18 protein-coding genes are annotated in these 19533 nt (G+C 69.9%); 9 read left to right on the top strand and 9 right to left on the bottom strand.

The features are described from left to right. Positions 1-200 precede the first annotated feature (200 nt). Positions 201-989, bottom strand: a complete 789-nt coding sequence (locus tag AB0I53_RS25765) for a DeoR/GlpR family DNA-binding transcription regulator (protein WP_358607871.1) — start codon at positions 987-989, stop codon at positions 201-203. 133 nt (positions 990-1122) lie between these two features. Between AB0I53_RS25765 and AB0I53_RS25760 the strand changes: the two genes are divergently transcribed. The 6 genes from AB0I53_RS25760 to AB0I53_RS25735 are packed head-to-tail and all read left to right on the top strand — an operon-like array spanning position 1123 to position 7324. After that, on the top strand, positions 1123-1821 hold the full coding sequence (locus AB0I53_RS25760; RefSeq protein ID WP_358607868.1) for an HAD family phosphatase: 699 nt from the start codon (positions 1123-1125) through the stop codon (positions 1819-1821). Between the two features lie 48 nt (positions 1822-1869). Next, complete coding sequence (locus tag AB0I53_RS25755) at positions 1870-2928, top strand: 2-hydroxyacid dehydrogenase (protein WP_358607865.1); 1059 nt, start codon at positions 1870-1872, stop codon at positions 2926-2928. Next, positions 2925-4388 carry an FGGY-family carbohydrate kinase gene (locus AB0I53_RS25750; RefSeq protein WP_358607862.1) on the top strand — a complete coding sequence of 488 codons (1464 nt, stop codon included), beginning with the start codon at positions 2925-2927 and terminating at the stop codon, positions 4386-4388. Before AB0I53_RS25755 ends, AB0I53_RS25750 begins: the two co-directional genes overlap by 4 nt. 30 nt (positions 4389-4418) lie before the next feature. Continuing rightward, positions 4419-6182 (top strand): dihydroxyacetone kinase family protein, encoded by a 1764-nt coding sequence (locus tag AB0I53_RS25745; protein ID WP_358607859.1) that lies wholly within the window; start codon positions 4419-4421, stop codon positions 6180-6182. Continuing rightward, positions 6179-6670, top strand: coding sequence for a ribose-5-phosphate isomerase (locus tag AB0I53_RS25740; protein ID WP_358607856.1), 492 nt, complete (start codon positions 6179-6181; stop codon positions 6668-6670). Before AB0I53_RS25745 ends, AB0I53_RS25740 begins: the two co-directional genes overlap by 4 nt. Before the next feature lie 12 nt (positions 6671-6682). Further along, positions 6683-7324, top strand: coding sequence for a class II aldolase/adducin family protein (locus AB0I53_RS25735; protein WP_358607853.1), 642 nt, complete (start codon positions 6683-6685; stop codon positions 7322-7324). 49 nt (positions 7325-7373) lie between these two features. Here AB0I53_RS25735 and AB0I53_RS25730 read toward each other — a convergent pair whose 3' ends face one another. The 5 genes from AB0I53_RS25730 to AB0I53_RS25710 all read right to left on the bottom strand — a co-directional run bounded on the left by AB0I53_RS25730 (position 7374) and on the right by AB0I53_RS25710 (position 13489). Beyond that, complete coding sequence (locus AB0I53_RS25730) at positions 7374-8297, bottom strand: RNA polymerase sigma-70 factor (RefSeq protein WP_358607850.1); 924 nt, start codon at positions 8295-8297, stop codon at positions 7374-7376. A gap of 29 nt (positions 8298-8326) precedes the next feature. After that, on the bottom strand, positions 8327-8800 hold the full coding sequence (locus AB0I53_RS25725; protein WP_358607847.1) for a carboxymuconolactone decarboxylase family protein: 474 nt from the start codon (positions 8798-8800) through the stop codon (positions 8327-8329). 117 nt (positions 8801-8917) lie between these two features. After that, on the bottom strand, positions 8918-10264 hold the full coding sequence (locus AB0I53_RS25720) for a DUF222 domain-containing protein (RefSeq protein WP_358607844.1): 1347 nt from the start codon (positions 10262-10264) through the stop codon (positions 8918-8920). An 871-nt stretch (positions 10265-11135) separates the two neighbouring features. Then, positions 11136-12335, bottom strand: coding sequence for a M14 family zinc carboxypeptidase (locus AB0I53_RS25715; RefSeq protein WP_358607841.1), 1200 nt, complete (start codon positions 12333-12335; stop codon positions 11136-11138). Positions 12336-12631: 296 nt separating this feature from the next. Next, the gene (locus AB0I53_RS25710; protein ID WP_358607838.1) at positions 12632-13489 is read right to left on the bottom strand and encodes a MurR/RpiR family transcriptional regulator; all 858 of its coding nucleotides are present in this window, start codon (positions 13487-13489) and stop codon (positions 12632-12634) included. Positions 13490-13603: 114 nt separating this feature from the next. Between AB0I53_RS25710 and AB0I53_RS25705 the strand changes: the two genes are divergently transcribed. The 3 genes from AB0I53_RS25705 (at position 13604) to AB0I53_RS25695 (ending at position 17532) form a co-directional block, all read left to right on the top strand. Then, positions 13604-15025, top strand: coding sequence for an MFS transporter (locus tag AB0I53_RS25705; protein WP_358607835.1), 1422 nt, complete (start codon positions 13604-13606; stop codon positions 15023-15025). Continuing rightward, the gene (locus AB0I53_RS25700; RefSeq protein ID WP_358607832.1) at positions 15022-16194 is read left to right on the top strand and encodes an amidohydrolase family protein; all 1173 of its coding nucleotides are present in this window, start codon (positions 15022-15024) and stop codon (positions 16192-16194) included. The genes AB0I53_RS25705 and AB0I53_RS25700 overlap by 4 nt, the downstream gene beginning before the upstream one ends. 69 nt (positions 16195-16263) lie before the next feature. After that, a complete protein-coding gene (locus AB0I53_RS25695; protein WP_358607829.1) occupies positions 16264-17532 on the top strand; it encodes a GNAT family N-acetyltransferase in 1269 nt (422 codons plus the stop codon). 22 nt (positions 17533-17554) lie between these two features. Here the strand turns inward: AB0I53_RS25695 and AB0I53_RS25690 are convergent, their stop codons facing one another. From AB0I53_RS25690 to AB0I53_RS25680, 3 genes are all read right to left on the bottom strand, one after another. Further along, positions 17555-17758: a hypothetical protein gene (locus AB0I53_RS25690; RefSeq protein ID WP_358607826.1), complete on the bottom strand. Its 204-nt coding sequence runs from the start codon at positions 17756-17758 to the stop codon at positions 17555-17557. Between the two features lie 86 nt (positions 17759-17844). Beyond that, entirely contained in the window at positions 17845-18423 is a 579-nt protein-coding gene (gene idi, locus AB0I53_RS25685; RefSeq protein ID WP_358607824.1) for an isopentenyl-diphosphate Delta-isomerase, read from the bottom strand. A 103-nt stretch (positions 18424-18526) separates the two neighbouring features. Continuing rightward, entirely contained in the window at positions 18527-19513 is a 987-nt protein-coding gene (locus AB0I53_RS25680; RefSeq protein ID WP_358607821.1) for a zinc-binding dehydrogenase, read from the bottom strand. Positions 19514-19533 lie beyond the last annotated feature (20 nt).

Genomic DNA, 19533 nt, shown 5'->3' with positions numbered 1-19533 from the left:
GGAATCGGAACTTCCCGGTGGTGCGCGGCTAGGACGCGCCCCCGGTCGACGGGTGCTGGCTATCATGCACCTTGTTCAGTTTAACGCGCAAGACGTTAATTTAAACGATATTTGCGGTCGCGCTGCGTAGCGGTGCGGGTAGCGGAACCTCAGACGTCGCCTCGCGAGGACAGCCCCGAATGGCTGTACCGCTGGTCTGCTCACTCCACCGGCGACAGGCGGACGTCGGTCTGCTCGCGCATCTCCTCGACGAGCGCGGTGTCCAGCTCGCCCGCCAGCAGCACGTGGTCGAAGGCGTGCACCGGCGCGAACTGGTGCAGCGCCGAGCGGGCCACCTTGCTGGCGTCCATCATCAGCACCTTGGTCGTCGCGCTGGCCAGCATCGCCCGCTTGACCAGCACGATCTCCTGCTCCTGGTGGTAGGTCAGCCGCGCGTTCATCGCCGAGGTGGACAGGAACACGATGTCCACCGAGAAGGTGCTGATCATCTCCTGGCAGGGCAGGCCCAGGTAGGAGTCGTGGGTGCGGGAATACTCGCCGCCCAGGCCGATCAGCCGGATGTCTGGCACGTCGCGCAGCGCCTCCTGCACCTGCCGGTAGTTGCTGACCACGGTCAGCGGGCCGACCTCGGGCAGCAGCCTGGCCAGCGCGAGTGCGGTGGTCGAGTCGTCCAGCATCACCGACATGCCGGGCGTGATGAACTGCAGCGCGTCCTTGGCCAGCGCTTCCTTCTCGGTCGTGTGGGTGTGCAGCCGGAAGTCCGAGCTGCTCTCGAACACCGTGGACGGCTGGGCGGACACGCCGCCGTGGTACTTGCGCAGCAGGCCCCGGGTGACCAGGTCGTCGAGGTCGCGGTGCACCGTCATCAGGCTGACGCCGGTGAGCTCGGACAGTTCCGCGGCGCTGGCGAATCCCTGCGCGACCACATGGTCGATGATCTTCTGCTGCCGCAGGAGTCGGGCGGACTGCTTCTTCGGTGCGGACGACATGCGGCCATCTTGCCCCGTGGTGCGCGGCAGGTGTCGCCGGACGCCGCCGAACTCGCAGAAGTATCACTATGCGGGTGACAGTTAACGTCAATCATGTTAATTTGGCCGTGTCAGTGTTTGGCGGGAGGTAAAGATGACCCAGTCCGAAGAGCCGAACGGCACCCACCGCGCGGTCGTGTTCGACATGGACGGCGTCCTGGTCGAGAGCGAACACCTGTGGGAGCGGATGTGGGCCAAGTTCGCCGCCGCTCGCGGCAAGACCTGGACGGTGGAGCAGACCCGGCAGGTGCAGGGCATGAGCGCCCCCGAGTGGTCGGCGTTCCTGGCCGACTTCAGCGCGGCCAGCGAGTCCGCAGCGGAGACCGAGCGCGTCGTCGTCGACGACATGATCGCCGCGCTCGACGGCGGTGAGATCGAGCTGCTGCCCGGCGCCGAGAAGATGGTCACCGAGGTCGCCGCGCGCGCCCCGATCGCGCTCGCCTCGTCCGCGCCGCGCCGGCTCATCGACGCGGTCCTGGACCGCCACGGGCTGATCAAGCACTTCACGGCGACGGTCTCCAGCGCCGAGGTGCCCAAGGGCAAGCCCAGCCCCGACGTGTACCTCTCCGCCGCGGAGAAGCTCGGCCAGGAGTCGCAGCACTGCCTGGCGGTCGAGGACTCCAGCAACGGGTTGCGCGCCGCGGCCGCAGCGGGGATGACTGTGGTGGCCATTCCCAACTCCGACTACCCGCCCGCAGAAGACGCCCTGGCCAAGGCCACCTACATCGCCACCGACCTGGACGACGTCCGGTCGCGCCTGGTGAGCGGGCTGCCCGAACCGGTCGGCAGCTGACGACCGTGGCAGCCCAGCCCACCGAAAGCAAGAGACAAAGGAGTCCTCATGACCAGCGTTCTGGCCGCAGGTGACCACTTCGTCGCTCCCGAGGTGTTCGTCGACGCCCTGCGCAACAGCGCCGGCGCGCACGACCTGCAGTTCAGCACCCTGAAGCTGCCGTGGCCGATCGAGCCGTTCGGCCCGGTGGGCAACGTCCACGAGGCCAGCGGCACCGAGCAGCAGCTGCTGGACGCGCTGGGCGGCGTCGAGATCGTCGCCACCCAGATGGCGCCGTTCACCGCGGACGTGCTGGCCAACAGCCCGCAGCTGAAGTTCGTCGGCGTCTGCCGCGGCGGCCCGGTGAACGTGGACCTGCAGGCCGCCACCGACAACGGCGTGATCGTCAGCTACGCGCCCGGCCGCAACGCCGCCGCAGCCGCCGAGTTCGCTGTCGGCCTGACCCTCGCCGCGCTGCGCCGCATCCCCGGCTCGGACGCCGAGCTCAAGGCGGGTAACTGGCGCGGCGACTACTACGCCTACGAGAACGCCGGAATCGAGCTGGAAGGCTCGACCGTCGGCCTGGTCGGCTACGGCGCGATCGGCAAGATCGTGGCCCGGGTGCTGAAGGCCTTCGGCGCGCACGTGCTGGTGTCCGACCCGTTCGTCAAGGCCGAGGACGCCGCCAGCGACGGCGTCGAGCTCGTCGAGCTGGAGGCGCTGCTGCGGCGCAGCTCCGTGGTCAGCCTGCACGCGCGGCTCACCCCGGAGACCAAGAACCTGCTCAACGCCGACAACCTCAAGCTGCTGCCGGAAGGCGCGGTGCTGATCAACTCCGCGCGCGGCGGGCTGCTCGACTACGCGCCGCTGCCGGAGCTGCTGAAGTCCGGCCACCTCGGCGCCCTGGCGGTGGACGTCTACGACATCGAACCGCCGCCGCGTGACTGGCCGCTGTTCGACGCGCCGAACGTCATCACCACGCCGCACCTGGCCGGTGCGACCCGGCAGACCGCGCACCGCGCCGCCCAGATCGTCGCCGGCGAGATCGCCCGGTTCCTCAACGGCGAGCGGCCGCGCTTCGTCGCCAACCCGGACGTGCTGGCCAAGTTCGAAGGCCTGCGGCCATGATCGTCGGGGTCGATGTCGGCACGTCGGTGACCAAGGCGTCGCTGATCAACCGCGACGGCACGGCGCTGGTCACGCACAGCAAGCGCAGCACGCTGCAGCGGCAGTCCGGTGGCCGGGTCGAGCAGGACCTCGAAGAGGTCATCGGCTCGGTCATCCAGGTGGTGCGCGAGGTCGCGGCCGCGGCAGAGCAGGTCGGCGAGCCGATCGAGGCGCTGGCCATCACCGGGCAGGGCGACGGGCTGTGGCTGCGCGACCACCAGGGGCAGCAGGTCGGCCCGGCCATCTCGTGGCTGGACGCACGCGCCGCGAACGTGCTGGACCGCTGGGAGAAGTCCGGCGTGCAGCGGAAGGTCTACGGGCTGACCGGGTCGGGGATGTTCCCCGGCTCGGCCGGGCCGCTGCTGGCGCACCTGGCCGAACACGCCCCGGAGCGGCTGGAGCGCGCCGCGGTCGCCGGGTACTGCGTGGACGCGATCGTGCAGCGCTTCACCGGCGAGATCACGGTGGACGCCTCCGACGCGTCGCTGCCGTTCCTGGACGTGCCGACCCGCAGCTATTCGCAGGAAGCGCTGCAGGCCTGCGGCATCGACGAGTACCGGCGGCTGCTGGCCGAACCGGCCCCGCCGAACAAGCTGTTCGCGCTGGACGGCAAGAGCGCCAAGGAACTGGGGCTGCCCGCCGGGCTGCCGGTGTCGGCAGGCCCGTTCGACCTGCCCGCCTGCGCGTTCGGCTCCGGCGTCAGCAACGTCGGCGACGGCAGCCTGGTCATCGGCACGACCCTGGGCTGCCAGGTGCTGCGCGACGAGGTCGCCATCGACCCGGACGGCGAGGTCGCGGGCATGTGGCTGGCGACGCCGCTGCCGGGCCGGTACCTGCGGGTGATGCCCGCGATGGTCGGCACCGCCAACCTGGACTGGGTGCTGAGCATGGTCGGCGCCGGCGTGGACCAGCTGGAAACGTTGCTGGGCAACAGCAAACCCGGTGCCGGCGGGGTGTCGGCGCTGTCGTTCCTGTCCAGCTCCGGCGAACGCGCCCCGTTCGTCGAACCGCACGCCCGCGGCCAGTTCACTGGGCTGTCGCTGGAAACCACGCAGTCCGACCTGGTGCGCGCGATGTGCGAGGCGGTGGCCTACGCGGCGCGGCACAACCTGGAGACCGCGGGCCTGACCGGCGAGGTCTCGGCGTGCGGTGGCGGCGCGCGATCGGCGGCGTGGAGCCAGATCTTCGCCGACGTGCTGGGCCGGCCGCTGCACGTGCCCTACGAGGAAGGCGTCGGCGCGCGTGGCGCGGCGATGACCGCGTGGGACTCGCTGGGCGAGCCGGTGGACCGGGCCAAGTGGGCCGCGGCGCGGCGCACCGTGGTGCCGCACCCGAGCGCCGTGGCGTTCTACGAGCGCGGCTACCGCGAATACCTGGAATCGATCGACCGCGCCCGCCCGCTGTGGGGCGCGACCTCCTGACCTGCAAGACATGGCGCTGAGGAGCAGCAGATGACGCGCTTGTACGACGACCCAGCGTCGTTCACCGAGGACATGGTGACCGGTTTCGTGGCGGCGCACCCCGAATACGTCCGGCAGGTGCCGGGCGGCGTGGTGCGGGCGAAACGCGCGCGGCAGGGCAAGGTCGCCGTGGTCACCGGCGGCGGCTCCGGGCACTACCCGGCGTTCTGCGGCGTGGTCGGGCCGGGCTTCGCCGACGGCTCGGTCATCGGCAACATCTTCACCTCGCCGTCGGCCGACGACGCCTACTCGGTGGGCCGAGCGGTCGACCGCGGTGCCGGGGTGGTGTTCTCGTTCGGCAACTACGCCGGCGACAACATGAACTTCGGGCTGGCGGTGGAACGCCTGGAACGCGACGGGATCCGCGCGCACAACGTGGTGGTGACCGACGACGTGGCCAGCGCCCCGGCGGCGGAGCAGACCAAGCGCCGCGGCGTGGTCGGCGACTTCGTGGTGTTCAAGGTCGCCTCGGCGGCCGCGGAGGAGGGCTACTCCTTCGACGAGGTGGTGCGGGTCGCCGAGCACGCGAACGCGCGCACCCGCAGTCTCGGCGTGGCCTTCGACGGCTGCACGCTGCCCGGCCAGGACCAGCCGCTGTTCGAGGTGCCCGAGGGCCGGATGGGGCTCGGGCTCGGCATCCACGGCGAGCCCGGCGTCTCCGAGCGCGACCTGCCTTCGGCGTCGGAGCTGGCGAAGATCCTCGTCGACGGCCTGCTCGCGGAGGCCCCGGAGACCGGTGCGGCGAAGCCGCGGGTGACGGCGATCCTCAACGGGCTCGGCGCCACCAAGTACGAGGAACTGTTCGTGGTCTGGGGCACCGTTTCCCGGCTGCTGGCCGAGGCGGGCGTGGAGGTCGTCGCGCCCGAGGTGGGCGAGCTGGTGACCAGCCTGGACATGGCCGGTTGCTCGCTGACGCTGACCTGGCTGGACCCGGAACTGGAGCGGCTGTGGCAGGCCCCGGCGGACACTCCCGCCTACCGCAAGGGAAACGTCGTGCTCGCCGAGGCAGATGAGTCCGATGTGGACGAAGAGCTGCCGGCGGCGCCGGAGAAGGTGGCGGTGGTGGCCCCGCCGGAGGGCCAGGCGACGGCGGCGGTCGTGGTGAAGGCCCTGCACGAGGTGGCGGACCTGCTGCACGGCAAGGAAGAAGAACTCGGCCGGCTCGACGCGATCGCAGGCGACGGCGACCACGGCCGCGGCATGACGCGCGGCAGCGCGGCAGCGGTGGCGGCCGCCGACGAGGCCGTGGCGCAGGGCGTCGGCCCGGCCGCGGTGCTGGTCGCTGCGGGCGACGCGTGGGCGGCGAAGGCCGGAGGAACCTCTGGCGTGTTGTGGGGCGCGGGGCTGCGGTCGTTCGGCGACCTGCTGCCGGACCACCGCGCGGCGATGGCCAACGACCTGACCGCGGGAGCCTCGGCGGCACTCGCGGCGGTGCAGCGCCTCGGCCGGGCGGAGCTCGGCGACAAGACGCTGGTCGACGCGCTGGTGCCGTTCGTGGAAGCGCTGCGCGCAGCCGTCGAGGCGGGTGCGACCGGCACCGAGGCTTGGCAGCAGGCCGCGGAGGTCGCGACGAAGGCCGCCGAGAGCACCGCGGAGCTTCGGCCCCGCACCGGGCGCGCGAGGCCGTTGGCCGAGCGCAGCGTCGGAACCCCGGACCCGGGCGCGACGTCGCTGGCGCTTGCGCTCACCCGGATCGGGACGGTACTGGCCGGCAGTGATGGGCTCGCCGGGAACGGGAAGGATGGCGAGAAGTGACTGAGCAGGCGCCGCTGCGCATCGTGGTCGGCTCCGACGACGCGGGGCTGCAGTACAAGGAAGCGCTGAAGAAGGACCTGGAGAACGATCCCCGGGTGGCAGGCGTGGTGGACGTGGGCGTCGGCTCGGACGAGCACACCGCCTACCCGCACGTGGCCGTCAACGCGGCCCGCCTGGTCGCCGAAGGCGAAGCGGACCGCGCGCTGCTGGTGTGCGGCACCGGACTCGGCGTGGCGATCAGCGCGAACAAGGTGCCGGGCATCCGGGCCGTCACCGCGCACGACAGCTACTCGGTGGAGCGGTCGGTGCTCAGCAACAACGCCCAGGTGCTGTGCTTCGGCCAGCGCGTGGTCGGGTTGGAGCTGGCCCGGAAGCTGGCGTCGGAGTGGCTGGAGTACCGGTTCGACGAGTCCTCGGCGTCGGCGGAGAAGGTCGCCGCGATCAAGGGCTACGAGTCGGCGTCGGAATCCTCCGGCGCCACCTGCTGAACGAGGGATGAAGTGAGCAGTTCACGATTGGCCGAGCAACGGCGCGAGGTCATCGAGATCGCCCGGCGGATGATGTCGGACCGACTGGTGGTCGGCACGTCCGGCAACGTGTCGGTCCGCAGCGGTGATCTGGTGGCGGTGACACCGTCCGGCGTCGACTACGACAAGCTGACGGTGGCCGACATCCCGCTGGTGGACCTCACGGGCAAGGTGGTGGAGGGCGATCTCAAGCCGACTTCGGAACTACCGATGCACCTCACCGCCTACCAGCGGCACGACGCCGGGGCAGTGGTGCACACGCATTCGCTGAACGCGACGGCGTTGTCGTTGCTGCGCAACGATGTTCCGGCGGTGCACTACCAGCTCGCGGACTTCGGCGGTGCCGTGCAGGTGGCGGAGTACGCCACCTTCGGCAGCGACCGGCTGGCCGAGACGATGTCCAAGGCCCTGGAAGGACGCACCGGCTGCATCCTCCGGAACCACGGAACGGTCACCATCGGAGCGAGCCTGTCGCAGGCCTACAACAGGGCGCGGCAGCTGGAGTGGCTGTGCGAACTCTGGCTGACCGCAAGCCGAGTCGGCGAGCCGAGCCTGCTCAGCGACGCGGAACTCGCGCGCTGCGCGGAACTGTTCGCAGGCTACGGCCAGAAGTAGCACCGAGCTCGATGTCGCGGGCCGTACTTGTGTGCGGCCCGCGACGTCGTCAGCTCCGCTGCCGACGGGCCTGCTTCACCTCGCGGTCGACGGCCCAGGCGTCGCCGACCGGCCCGATGTGGCCGAGCTTGTCGGGATTGATCACCATGCGGATCGTCTGGATCTGCCCACCAAGCGCATCGAGCGCCATGGTGTGCAGGATCTTGCCGTCCCGGTCGCGGAAGATGGCGCCGGGGTGGCCGTTGACCTCGTGCGGCTCGAACGTCACGTCGATCCGGATCAGCCACGGGAAGACCGCGCCCAGCATCCGGGCCACGTTCTCGGCGCCGATGACGGCCTTGGCCAGCTGCGGGGCCTTGCCGCCGCCGTCGCCGACCAGCTGCACATCGGCGGCCAGCAGATTCTGCAGCCCGCCCACATCGCCATCCTTCAGCGCGTCGAAGAACCGCGTCGCCAGCTCCTGCCGCTCCTGCCGGTCCGCTGCGAATCGCGGCCGCCCGGCCTCCATGTGCCGCCGCGCCCGCACCAGCAGCTGCCGGCACGCCGCCTCCGACCGCCCCACCGCGGCGGCGATCTCGTCGAACCCGAAGGCGAACACCTCCCGCAGCACGAACACCGCCCGTTCCAGCGGGCTGAGCCGCTCCAACAACAGCAGCGCCGCCATCGACACCGAGTCGGCCAACTCCACCGCCCGGCCCGGATCCTGATACGGATCGCTCAGCAGTGGCTCGGGAAGCCACGGGCCGACGTACTCCTCCCGCCGCACCCGCGCGGATCGCAGCACATCGATCGAGATCCGTGTGACCGCGGCAGAGAGAAAGGCCTTGGTCGATGCGGGCAGGGTCGCCGAGCCGTCAAAGCGCAGCCACGTCTCCTGCACCGCATCCTCGGCCTCACCCACACTGCCCAGAATCCGATAGGCAATCGAGAACAGCAGCGGCCGCAGCTCCTCGAACTCCTCGACCTTGCTCACGTCGACTCTCCTTCCTTTGACGCCTTCGTTCAGTGGAATTGCCCGGGCTCGTAGTTGCCGGCCGGCTGCTGGGTGATGATGTTCAGCCGGTTCACCATGTTCATGAAGGAGATCATGATCGTCAGGGTGGTGAGCTGCTCCTCGTCGTAGTGCTTGGCGGCGTGCGCCCACACCTCGTCGCTGACCCCACCGGCCGCATCCGCGACCCGGGTCCCTTCTTCCGCCAGCTCCAACGCGGCACGCTCGGCGTCGGTGAAGACCGTGGCCTCCCGCCACGCCGCGACCAGGTTCAGCCGAACCGAGGTTTCGCCGGCAGCGGCGGCATCCTTGGTGTGCATGTCGATGCAGACGGCGCAGCCGTTGATCTGACTCACGCGCAGCGCCACCAGCTCCTGCGTCGCGGCCGGCAGCGACGCGTCCTTGAGCGCCTTGCCCGCCGACATGAAGTACTTGAGTGCCTTTCCAGCGATCGGGCTGGCGAAGTAGTTCAGTCGCGCGTCCATGGTGTGCTCCTCGTGGTTGTCAGTGGCTACACCTCCCGAGACGGGATAGCTCGACTCCCTGTGACATGGACGAATGTGACCTGCGTCTCCCTGTCGTCCCTGCTTCGCATTCGGGCGTCACGATTCGCCCGCCGGGTCCCGTGGTGTGGGGATGAGGTCCCGGAGGTGTTCGCGGTGCCGGGTGGGTAGTGCTGTGCCGCCTGGTCTGGGTGTTCGTCTGGGGTCCACTGTGGGCGGTGGGATGAACTCGGGTCGCCCGTCGCGCATGGTGATGTTCCATCGTTGGTTGTGGAGTGTGCGGTGGTGGTGTCCGCAGAGCATGACCATGTTGTTCAGGTTGGTTGCGCCGCCGTCGGCCCAGTGTTGGATGTGGTGTGCTTCGGGTGTTCCCGGCGGCCGATCACATCCGGGGAACGCACACATCCCGTCTCTGCGTAGTAGTGCGGCGCGGATGTGGGTGGGTGCGGTTCGCTTGGCTCGGCCCACATCCAGGGGCAGGCTGTCGCCGTCGAGGACGATCGGCAGGATTTCGGCGTCACACGCGATCCGCCGCGCGTTCTGGGCGGTGATGGCGCGTTCGGTGTTCAACGTGCCGGGCATGCCGTGCTCGTTGACGAACCCGAGACCTCGTTTGAGGTCGTCGAAGTCGATCGCGATGGTCATCTGCGGCCGCTGCCCACCGGCGCGCGGCATCCCGTCATGATCCAGCGCCAGATCCAGCAACGCGGCGAATCCGTCGGCATTCCGCTGCCCGACGGTGCGGGGATCTTTCTCGCCGTCGATTTCGGGGCGGGGTGCGGCGAGGGGCTCGATCAACGCGGCGAACTTCGCGCCGGTTTCGCGGTCGAGGCGGGCTTTGATGACGGTCATCCCATCTCGCGCGGTCGCGTAGTGGAGTTCTCGTGCCTCGTGCTGGGTTTCCTCGTCGTCGTAGGCGCCGTCTTGGTCGAGGAGGTAGCGGATGCGTTCGGCGAGTTTCTCCAGCTCCTTCGGCGACATCGTGCGCGCGTAACCCGCGAGAGTCGCTTCGGCCTCGCTGACTTGGTGGCAGCGGGCGTATTCGGGCAACCGGCGGATTCCGTTGACGATGACGCGGGCGTGTTCCAGCCCGATCGCACCTTCGGCTAGAGCGGCGGCGGTGTCGGGCAGGTCGGCGGGCATCGCCTCGCCGTACATGGTGTGCCGGTCTTCGACGTTGTGGGCGACGGTAACCCGAGCTTTGGCGTCACTGGGATCGATGTTGAGCAGTCCCTGCAGCCACACCTGTACGGACCGGAATCCCTCCTCGTGCAGGCCCCGGTGGTGGGCTTCGGCGATGTACTGCAGCTGCTCCCACATCAGCACCCGCATCTCTTGTTCCAAGCTTTGGATGCGGGCGGTGAGTTCGGTATCGGAGCATGACACCACCAACTGTGAGGGCATCGCCTCCGCGGTCGAGTCCTGGGCATTCACCAACGGTGTCATGCCACAATTATCCCTGACTCGAACACGCGTTCGCACGTTTTTTAAGGTCGCTTGATCAGGTGAAACACCCACCACCGGCCACGAAAACCCTGCCACGGCAACGCAGACGCCAGCATGCCGAACCCGCGACGACCCCATCGTTGGCCGCGATCGGCCGCTGCGCCGTGGCTCGTGCGTACTTTGATCCGCTATAGCGATCCAAAGTACGCACGACCCACCCCCGAACCTGACGCGATCACCGCTGGTCGAAGCGCCCCCGATGAATGGCCGCCCCACAACGACTCCGGCAACCCGCCAAAGAAAGCCGACCACGAACCAAACTCTGCGACGGATCAACTCGAAACCGAACCGCCACCGGCCCCAGCCGAGCCGGAAACCGCCGCCCCGCAAGGCAAGACGCCGATGTGCCAGATCACACCGGGCCATCCCCGCGATAGAAAGCCGAACCGGGGCTGCGGGCCGGATGTCAAGCCGTTTACCCCCGAAGGGGCGGCCGCAAGGCCGGGCTTGACCTCCGGCACGCAGCCCCCACTCTCCACCCATCGCGGGGATGGCCCACCCGAAACGGAACCTCTAAAGGTCCCAACCCCGAGCAAAACCCAAACCAAACAACGAAACCCCAACCACGAAAGGCAACAAACCCCCAATAGCCTGAGCCCTGCTGAAGACCTGAGCCCTGCTGAAGACCTGAGCCCTGCTGAAGACCTGAGCCCTGCTGAAGACCTGAGTCCTGCTGAAGACCTGAGTCCTGCTGAAGGCCCGAGTCCTGCTGAAGGCCCGAGCCCTGCTGAAACCCCCAACCCCGCTGAAACCCCCAAACCCCAAACCCCGGGCTCCACCTGAAGCCCGGGGCTCAAGACTGATCAACGGGTCAGTCGGAGCTGGTGTCCCAACCATAATCCGGCAACCCGAAGAACTCCCCGCCGTCAAGCCGGTCAACGTCCCCGGAAGCCATGGAGCCGATCAACGACTCAACCCCGGTGCGAACGGACTGGATCAACATCCCATGCTGCTTCTGCCCAAGATCGTCCTGCTGCCCACGAACTTCGAACAGCACGGTCGCAGACCCGTTCAGGGCGAAGGCCGACCGGCCCTGCCCGGCGTATTCCCGAGAGTCGGGATGGAAGTACCGACCCACGCCGGCCAGAGGTGACTGGGAGCCGTAGGAGCTCTGGATCCCGCGAGCCACGGCGAGCGCGTAACGCCGAGACTTGTCCTGGTCGAGAAGCGGATACTCGGCCTGGTAAGCAGCTCCGTCGTTGACGCCCAGAGGCGGGTAGTCCAGCGAAACGGAGATGAGCTTCCCGTCCTGAGGCCCACCGGTGGTCCGCTCACACGGCCCCATGTGGTGCAAGTCGACCACGGCATCGACGGCGCCGAACTCGTTGCGCAGAGCGACGTAGGTGTCCCGGATGGCCCGTGATTCCGGCGAGAGGAAGAAGCCGGCACCGGCCTGCTCGCCGGGCAGGTCGCCGGGCTGCGGCACGTAGTCGAGGCGAGGGTTGAAGTCCCGGTTCAGGTCGAAGCCGGGCAGGTCTATCCCGTCGCCGTTGAGGCCGTGGTACCAGGCGCGCGGCGCGCCCGCGAGCTGCGGGTAGTCGGCGACGACCTGGTCCCAGGGCACGACGTTCATGCGCCGGTTGAGCTCGCCGCCGTCCGGGTTGACCATCGGCAGCGCGACCAGCGTGACGGCGGACAGCAGCTGCTGGGTCGCCGCGTCGTTGCTCGTCCCGAGGTCGCGCAGGATGCCGATCAGCGCCTCGGTTCCGGTCCGCTCGTTGCCGTGGATGGCGCTCTGCACCATCAGGACTCGCTTGCCGGTGCCTACCCGCGCCGCCCACAGTTCACGGCCTTGTTTGCTGGTGCCGATCTGCTGCACCGCAACGCGTCCCTTGGAGCTGCTCTCGATGCTGCGCAGCGTGCGGCCGAGTTCGGCGTGGTCGGTCCAGCCGTTCCACTGCGGGTCGTCGGACGTCTTGCAAGAGCCCTGCCCAGGGCCTTCTGGCGGTGCGGAGTTCGCGGGTGCGGCGATGCCGATGACGGCCATGGAGGTGGCTGCGGCGAGAGCCATCGAGGCTCGCCAACGCGGAATTCGAAACACAGTTGCACATCTCCGTTCGCGAGTTGCAACCTGTTCCGACGGCCCGGAGGGACACCGGTGCCCGGGCACGTCGTTCGAGGAGGGGAGCCGGTTGCGGTGGGGAGTTCGCCGCGTCCGGTGTGGACATCGGGTGGTGCGCGTCAGGCGGTTCGGCCGATGTCCGTGATCACAGCTCGGCACTCTATGAATCCGTCACCCGCGAGTCAATTGCGGAGAACGAACATTTCGCGGCGTTAGCAGGCGATCAACACTTGTTCTTGTGCTCACTACCTTGACTCCTCGGAGAACAGCCGCAGTCCGCGCCAGACGGAGTCCACTCGCTGGGCGGCTTCGCGGCTGCCCTCGGGGTCTCCGGCGGCCAGTTCCGCCACCAGCCCGTACGCGACGCTGGTCGCCGCGGTCATGGACTGGAGGTTCGCGACGCCTTCGGTCGGGACGACGAGCACGTGGTCGGCGGCGTTCGCGGCGGGGGCCTGGACGGTGTCGGTGATGACGCACGTCGTGGCCCCGGCGGTTCGCGCCAGTTGGATCGCGTCGACGGTTTCCCGGTAGTGCTGCCAGAAGCTCCACGCAACCAGGCAGTCCTGGCGGTTGAGCGAGGCGAGGGCGTTGGCGAGGTGGGGCCCGCCGCGATCCTCGTGGGCGACGGGCAGGCCGCGGCTGGCCGCCAGCATCGCGAACGCGGACGCGGCGACGCCGTGGGTGCCGGAGGCGACGACGAGCGTTCGCCGCGCTCCCCGGATGGCCGCGACGACGGCGCGGGCGGCGGTGAAGTCGAAGGAGTGCTCCAGGGATCGGAGGTTCTCGGCGTCGCGGGCGAATGCCGAGGCCAGCATGCTCCCGTCGCCGGGCGAGGCCGGCTGCTCGTAGCGGTGCGCGAGGTAGACGCCGCGCAGATCCGCCTGGAGTTGTGGCCATCCGGGGTAGCCGAGCGCTTGCGCGAAGCGGACCACCGTTGCGCCGTTGACTTCGGCGCGGTCCGCGACTTCGGCCGCGGTGGCGTAGGAGCAGTACGTCGGCTGCGTGGTGAGCACGTCGCGGACTCGCGCCGCCTTGGGGCCCAGGCGCGTTTCCGAGATCAGCTCGTCGAGCCACTGCGCGACGTTGGCACCTTCACCGGTCATGTGCCTCATTCTGCCCTGATGCACAAGATCATGCATTGAGGGTTGTTTGCACATATGCATGCAGTTATGGTTCCAACGCATCGAGGTCCAGTGGGGACCTCCGGAGGAGGTGCCATGCCGACCGGCTCCCCGGCAACAGGTCCTGCGCTGCTGGCTCGTCTCGAACGACTTCCCGTCGCCCGTCCGCACTTCCGTCTGATGCTCATGGGCGGCCTGGGCATCGCCTTCGACGGCATGGACGGCTCGCTGGTGTCCTACGTTCTCCCGGCGGTCACTCCGCTGTGGGGGCTCGCGCCGTGGCAGACCGGGCTGCTCGGCAGTTCGCTGCTGATCGGGATCATGATCGGCGCGCTGTCGGCCGGGCTGGCCGGCGACGCGATCGGCCGACGGCGGATCATGATGTACGCGCTGGCCGTGTACTGCGTCGCCACCGTCGCGGCGGCCTTCGCGCCGAACTGGGGTTTCTTCTTCGTCGCCAGGCTGATCGCGGGTATCGGGGTGGGTGCCGAGGCCGCGATCATCCCGGCGTTCATGTCGGAGTTCGTGCCCGGCCGGATCCGCGGCCTGTTCGTCGGCTCGATCGCCGGGTTCTTCTCGCTCGGCTACATCGCGGCGGCGCTGCTGGGCACCTTCTTCGTCCCGGCGTTCCCGGACGGCTGGCGGGTGGCGCAGCTGGTCACCGCCGCGCCGCTGCTGATGCTGCTGTGGTGGCGCCGCGCGTTGCCCGAATCGCCGCGCTGGCTCATCGATCAGGGCCGCCTGGGCGAGGCCGAAACCGTTGTCGCGCAACTGGAAACGCGGGTCGAGCGGGCCACCGGCAAGCCGCTGCCGCCGGTCGAGGAGCAGGCCGCGCCGGAGCCGGTGCAGGCCTCGGCGCCCGGTGGTGCGGGGCAGCGCATCGCCGGGTTGTGGCGGGGCGGGATGGCGCGGCGCACCGCCGTGCTGTGGCTGCTGTGGATCAGCCTCACCTTCGCCTACTACGGGTTCTTCACCTGGATCCCGTCGCTGCTGGTGCAGCAGGGCATGACGATGTCGAAGAGCTTCACCTACGCGCTGCTGATCACCATCGCCCAGGTGCCGGGCTACTACTCGGCGGCGTACCTGAGCGAGCGGCTGGACCGCAAGCGCACCATCGCCGGCTACCTCATCGGCGGTGCGATCGCCGCCTTCCTGCTGTCGCAGGGCAGCGCCGACGCCCAGGTGCTGATCTTCGGCGCGCTGCTGTCGTTCTTCATGAACGGCACCTACGCGGCGCTGTACGCCTACACCCCGGAGGTGTACCCGACGAGCATGCGGGCGACCGGCACCGGCACGGCGTCGGCGTTCGGCCGCATCGGCGGCATCGTCGCGCCGATCATCATCGGCGTGCTCTACGCGTCGATCGGGTTCGGCGGCGTCTTCACGATGGTGACCGGCGCGCTCGTGGCGGGCGCGCTGGGCGTGCTGGTGTTCGGCGTCAGCACCAGCGGCCGCACGTTGGAGGAATTGACCGGGGCCGCCGCGCGCGGCCGACAGGAGAAGGAGATTCAGGCGTGACCTCGCGAATCGTGTTCCGCAACGCGACGGTGCTGGAGCCCCGCGCCGGCGAGTTGCTGCCGGACCGGTCGGTGGTGGTCGCCGACGGCCGGATCGTCGAGGTCACCGACGAGCCGGTGCGCGCGGCGGAGGCGATCGACGTGCGCGGACGGGTGCTGATGCCCGGTCTGATCGATTCGCACGTCCACGCCACCCAGGCGAGCGCGGACTTCGCCGAGCTGAAGTCGTGGTCGCCGTACTACGCCGCAGCGCGGGTCGGCCAGGTGCTGGATCAGATGCTGATGCGCGGCTTCACCACGGTCCGCGACATGGGCGGCGCCGATCACGGCGTGGCCCGCGCCGTGGCGGAGGGCCTGTTCCGCGGGCCGCGCGTGCTGTTCGGTGGCCCGATCATCGCGCCCACCGGCGGGCACGGCCTGACCCGGATCTGCGACGGCGAGATCGAGCTGCGGCGGGCGATCCGCGAGCAGATGGCGCTCGGCGCGCACCACATCAAGCTGACCGTCAGCGGCGGCGTGGTGTCCTCGATGCGGATCGACGCCCTCGGATATTCCGAACCGGAGATCCTGGCGGCGGTCGACGAGGCGAACCTGGCGCACCGCTACGTGGCGGGGCACGCCTACACGGCCGAGGCGGTGAACCGCGCGCTGCGCTGTGGCGTGCGCACCATCGAGCACGGCAACCTGATGGACGAGTCGAGCGTCGAGCTTTTCCAGCAGCACCAAGCGTTCTACGTGCCGACGCTGGCCACCTACCACGCGCTGACGCGGGACGACGCGCCGCGCGCGTTGCCGGAGGAGAACAGGCGGAAGCTGCACGACGTGATCGACGCGGGGCTGCACGCCCTGGAGCTGGCCGACCGGGCCGGGCTGAAGATCGGTTACGGCACGGATCTGCACGGCGAGCTGCACGACTACCAGCTCTCCGAGTTCGGCCTGCGCGCCCAGGTGCAGCGGCCTGCGGAGATCGTCCGCGCGGCCACGGTCACCGGTGCCGAGATCGCCGGGATGGTCGGCCAGATCGGCGAGATCGTGCCGGGAGCCTTCGCCGACCTGCTGGTCGTCGACGGCAACCCGCTGGAGGACATCGGCGTGCTCACCGATCCCGAGCGCCGCCTGCCGTTGATCATGCGCGACGGCGTGCTGGTGAAAAACGGCCTCGCGATGTGACATCCGTCCGTTAACCGTGCCGTCATGCCAGGTCAAGCGCCTGCAATACGGCGCGGGAAGCATGGTGGCATGACTTCCCGACAGCATCGCCACGCACGCGGGGACTGGACCCGCGAACTCATCGAGCTGGCCGCGTTGTTCCTGGCGGCGGGGGCGGCGAACCTGTTCGCGACCGGGGCGCAGGACCGCGGGGCGCTGGTGCTGCTGTCCGTCGGCGCCGTCCTGCTGGTGATGGCCACCGGGCGGTGGTGGTGGCGTCGGCAGCAGGTGCCCGCGGCGCCCGAAGTGCGGGTTCCGGAGGTCGTGAGCGTGCAGCAGACGCTGTGGCGGCTGCGCGCGTCGGTGACCGACACGCCGGGCCGGCTGGCGCACCTGGCCGGTGGGCTGGCCGCGCTTGGCGCGGACATCCGGACCATGCAGGTCCACCCCGTCGCCGGCGGAGTGGTCGACGAGGTGCTGCTGCACGTGCCGTCGCGGGTGAGCGGCCGGGAACTGGTCGCCGCGGTCGAGGCCGCCGGAGGCCGGGACGTGACCGCGGTGCGGGCGGACGTGCGCGAGCTCGACGACGTGCCGACCCGGGCCACGAACCTGGCGATCGACCTGGTCAACGGCCGCACCGAGCTGGTCCGGGCGCTGCGCGCGCTGCTCGGGCAGGTGGCGGTCCGGTGGCAGGAGGAGGCCGGTTCGTCCAGCGGCGGCGCGATGTGCCTGGCGGATCCGGGTGGCGGGGTGCTGGTGCTGGAGCGGCCCGGCGGCGCGTTCACGCCGGCGGAGTTCGCGCGGGCGCGGGCGATGGTCGAGCTGGCCGACAGCTGCCGGGCGCGGGTGCGGCCGTTCTCGGATGTCGCGCGCGCCGCGAGCGGGGCGGAGCTGACGATCCGGCCGGCGGACCGCGCGGACGTGGAACTGGTTTCCGCGTTCCACGAGCGTTGTTCCAGCGCGGCCCGCTACCGGCGCTACTTCAGCCCCGGCCCGGGACTGGGGGAGCGCGGCCTGCTGCGCCTGCTGACCCCGGCGCTGGGCCGGTCGCTGCTGGCGCTGGCGCCGGACGGCGAGGTGATCGGCATGGGAAACCTGATGTACGACGGCGATTCCGGCGAGCTGGCGCTGCTGGTCCGGGACGACTGGCAGCGGCAGGGCGTCGGCACGGCCCTGGCGCGGAAGCTGGTCGAGCAGGCCGAGGAACTCGGGATCGGCACGCTCACCGCGCAGACCCACGTCGACAACACCGCGATCGCGCGGACGCTGCGCGGCGCAGGCCTGAAGCTGATCGGTGCGCCGGAACCGGGCGAGTGGAGCTGGTCGCGGGAGCTGCGGCCGGCGGCGTCTGCCACCTGACCGCGGCTCCCGCGTCCAAGGGTCAGCCGAGCTTCTCGGCGATCAGCGGCACGACGGTGTCGAGGGTGTGCGGGATGCTGAGCACGGTGTTGTGCGCCAGCGCGATGCCGGTTTCCTCGAACGGGACCGTGATGACGTGGCCGCGTTTGGTCACTTCCAGCGTCTGGAACAGCGGATCAGACGCCAGCCGCTGCTCGCCGCCGCCCTGGTCGATGACCACCAGCACGGTTGAACATGGACCTACCCCATCTCCGGCCAAGTTAGCCTTGGCTAAACTTAACCGGAGATGGGGAAATGTCCGCAATGTGGGGGTCAGCTCACGTGGGCGGCGGGCGGCAGACCCGCTGGCGAACCCTTGGGCCACTGGGCCGGTTCCGGGCCCAGCTCGGTCAGCTGGCGGACCTGCAGCGAGCACCACGGCGACACCTCGGACTCGCCGGCGAGCACCGCGGAGCTGAACTCCTTCCAGTTCACCCAACGGGTTTCGGCGACCTCGTCCGGGTTCGGCTCCGGCGTGCTGCCGGTGAAGGCGACGAACACCGGGCACTTCTCGTTCTCCACCACGCCGTTGGGCATCGTGGCGCGGTACTGGAAGCCTGGCAGCACCAGCTCCAGGCCGTGCACGGTGAGCCCGAGTTCTTCGCCGAGCCGCCGGGTGATCGCGGCCTTCATGTCCTCCGCGGGCGCGGGATGGCCGCAGCAGGTGTTGGTCCACACGCTCGGGAAGGTGCGCTTGTGGTGCGCCCGCTGCGTCAGCAGGAACTCGCCCCTGTCGTTGAACACGTAGCAGGAGAAGGCCAGGTGCAGTGGTGTGTCGCGATGGTGGACGGTCGCCTTGTCCTCGACTCCGATCGCGTGACCGGATTCGTCGAGCAGAACCACCTGTTCCACGGTCCTACCTCCTGGAGCATGTTGATCTGGTGAACAGCGCCCCAGCGCCGGAGCCTACGACAAACCGGACGGTATCCGCTATACGATCTTGATCACTACCGCCTCACGGGTGCGGACGCAGCACCACCTTGCCGTAGGTTTCGCGGTTCTCCAGCGCGGCGTGCGCCTTCGCCGCGTCGGCCAGCGCGAACGGCGTGCCCACCAGCGGCCGCAGGCTGCCGTCGGCGAGCGCGGCCAGCGCCTCGTTCTCCAGCGTCCGCATGCCGCCGGGCAGCTTCAACAGGTTCGGGCCGAGGGCGACGTTCGCGGCCACCGCGCGAGCGATCAGGTCGTCGGAGGTGAACCGGTGCTCGCCGAATTCCCTGCCGTACATCGTGATCCGGCCGCCGGCGCCGAGCAGGTCGAAGGCCGCCCGGCCGTACTCGCCACCTGCGCCGTCGAGCACCAGGCTCACCTCGCGCCCGTCGAGCGCGTGGCGCACCGTCTCCGGCCAGCCCGGGGCGGTGTAGTCGACGGCGATGTCGGCGCCGAGTTCCCGCACCTTGGCGACCTTCGCCGGCCCGCCGGCCGTGCCCACCACGGTCGCCCCGACGTTGCGGGCGTGCTGCACCGCCAGCGCGCCGATGCCGCCGGCGGCCGAGGTGACCAGCACGACGTCGTGGGCGGTCGGCTGCGCGATGCGCAGGATGGACATCGTGGTCCGCCCGGTGCCGATCATCGCGACCGCGGCGTCGAAGTCCACGCCGTCGGGCAGCACCTGCAGCGCCTCGACGTCGCGGACCGCCAGCTCGGCGTAGCCGCCGCTGGCCATGCCGAGGTGGGCGACGACGCGCCGCCCCAGCCACTCCGCGTCGACGCCCGCGCCGAGCTCGTCGACCACCCCGGCGACCTCGCGGCCGGGCGTCATCGGCAGCTCGGGCCGCGGGAACGGCCCGCCCTGCATGCCCTGCCGGATCGCGGTGTCGATGACGTGCACGCCGGCGGCGGCGACCGCGATGCGCACCTGCCCGGGGCCGGGGCTCGGGTCGGGCACCTCTTCGTAGCGGAGGACACCCGCCGGGCCGAACTCGTACTGCCGAATCGCGTGCATTCCCAGCTCCTTGCGCCGTT

The organism is Saccharopolyspora sp. NPDC050389 (assembly GCF_040655595.1).
In the GTDB taxonomy this organism is placed as follows: domain Bacteria; phylum Actinomycetota; class Actinomycetes; order Mycobacteriales; family Pseudonocardiaceae; genus Saccharopolyspora.
This window is presented reverse-complemented; position numbering and strand designations above follow the sequence as displayed.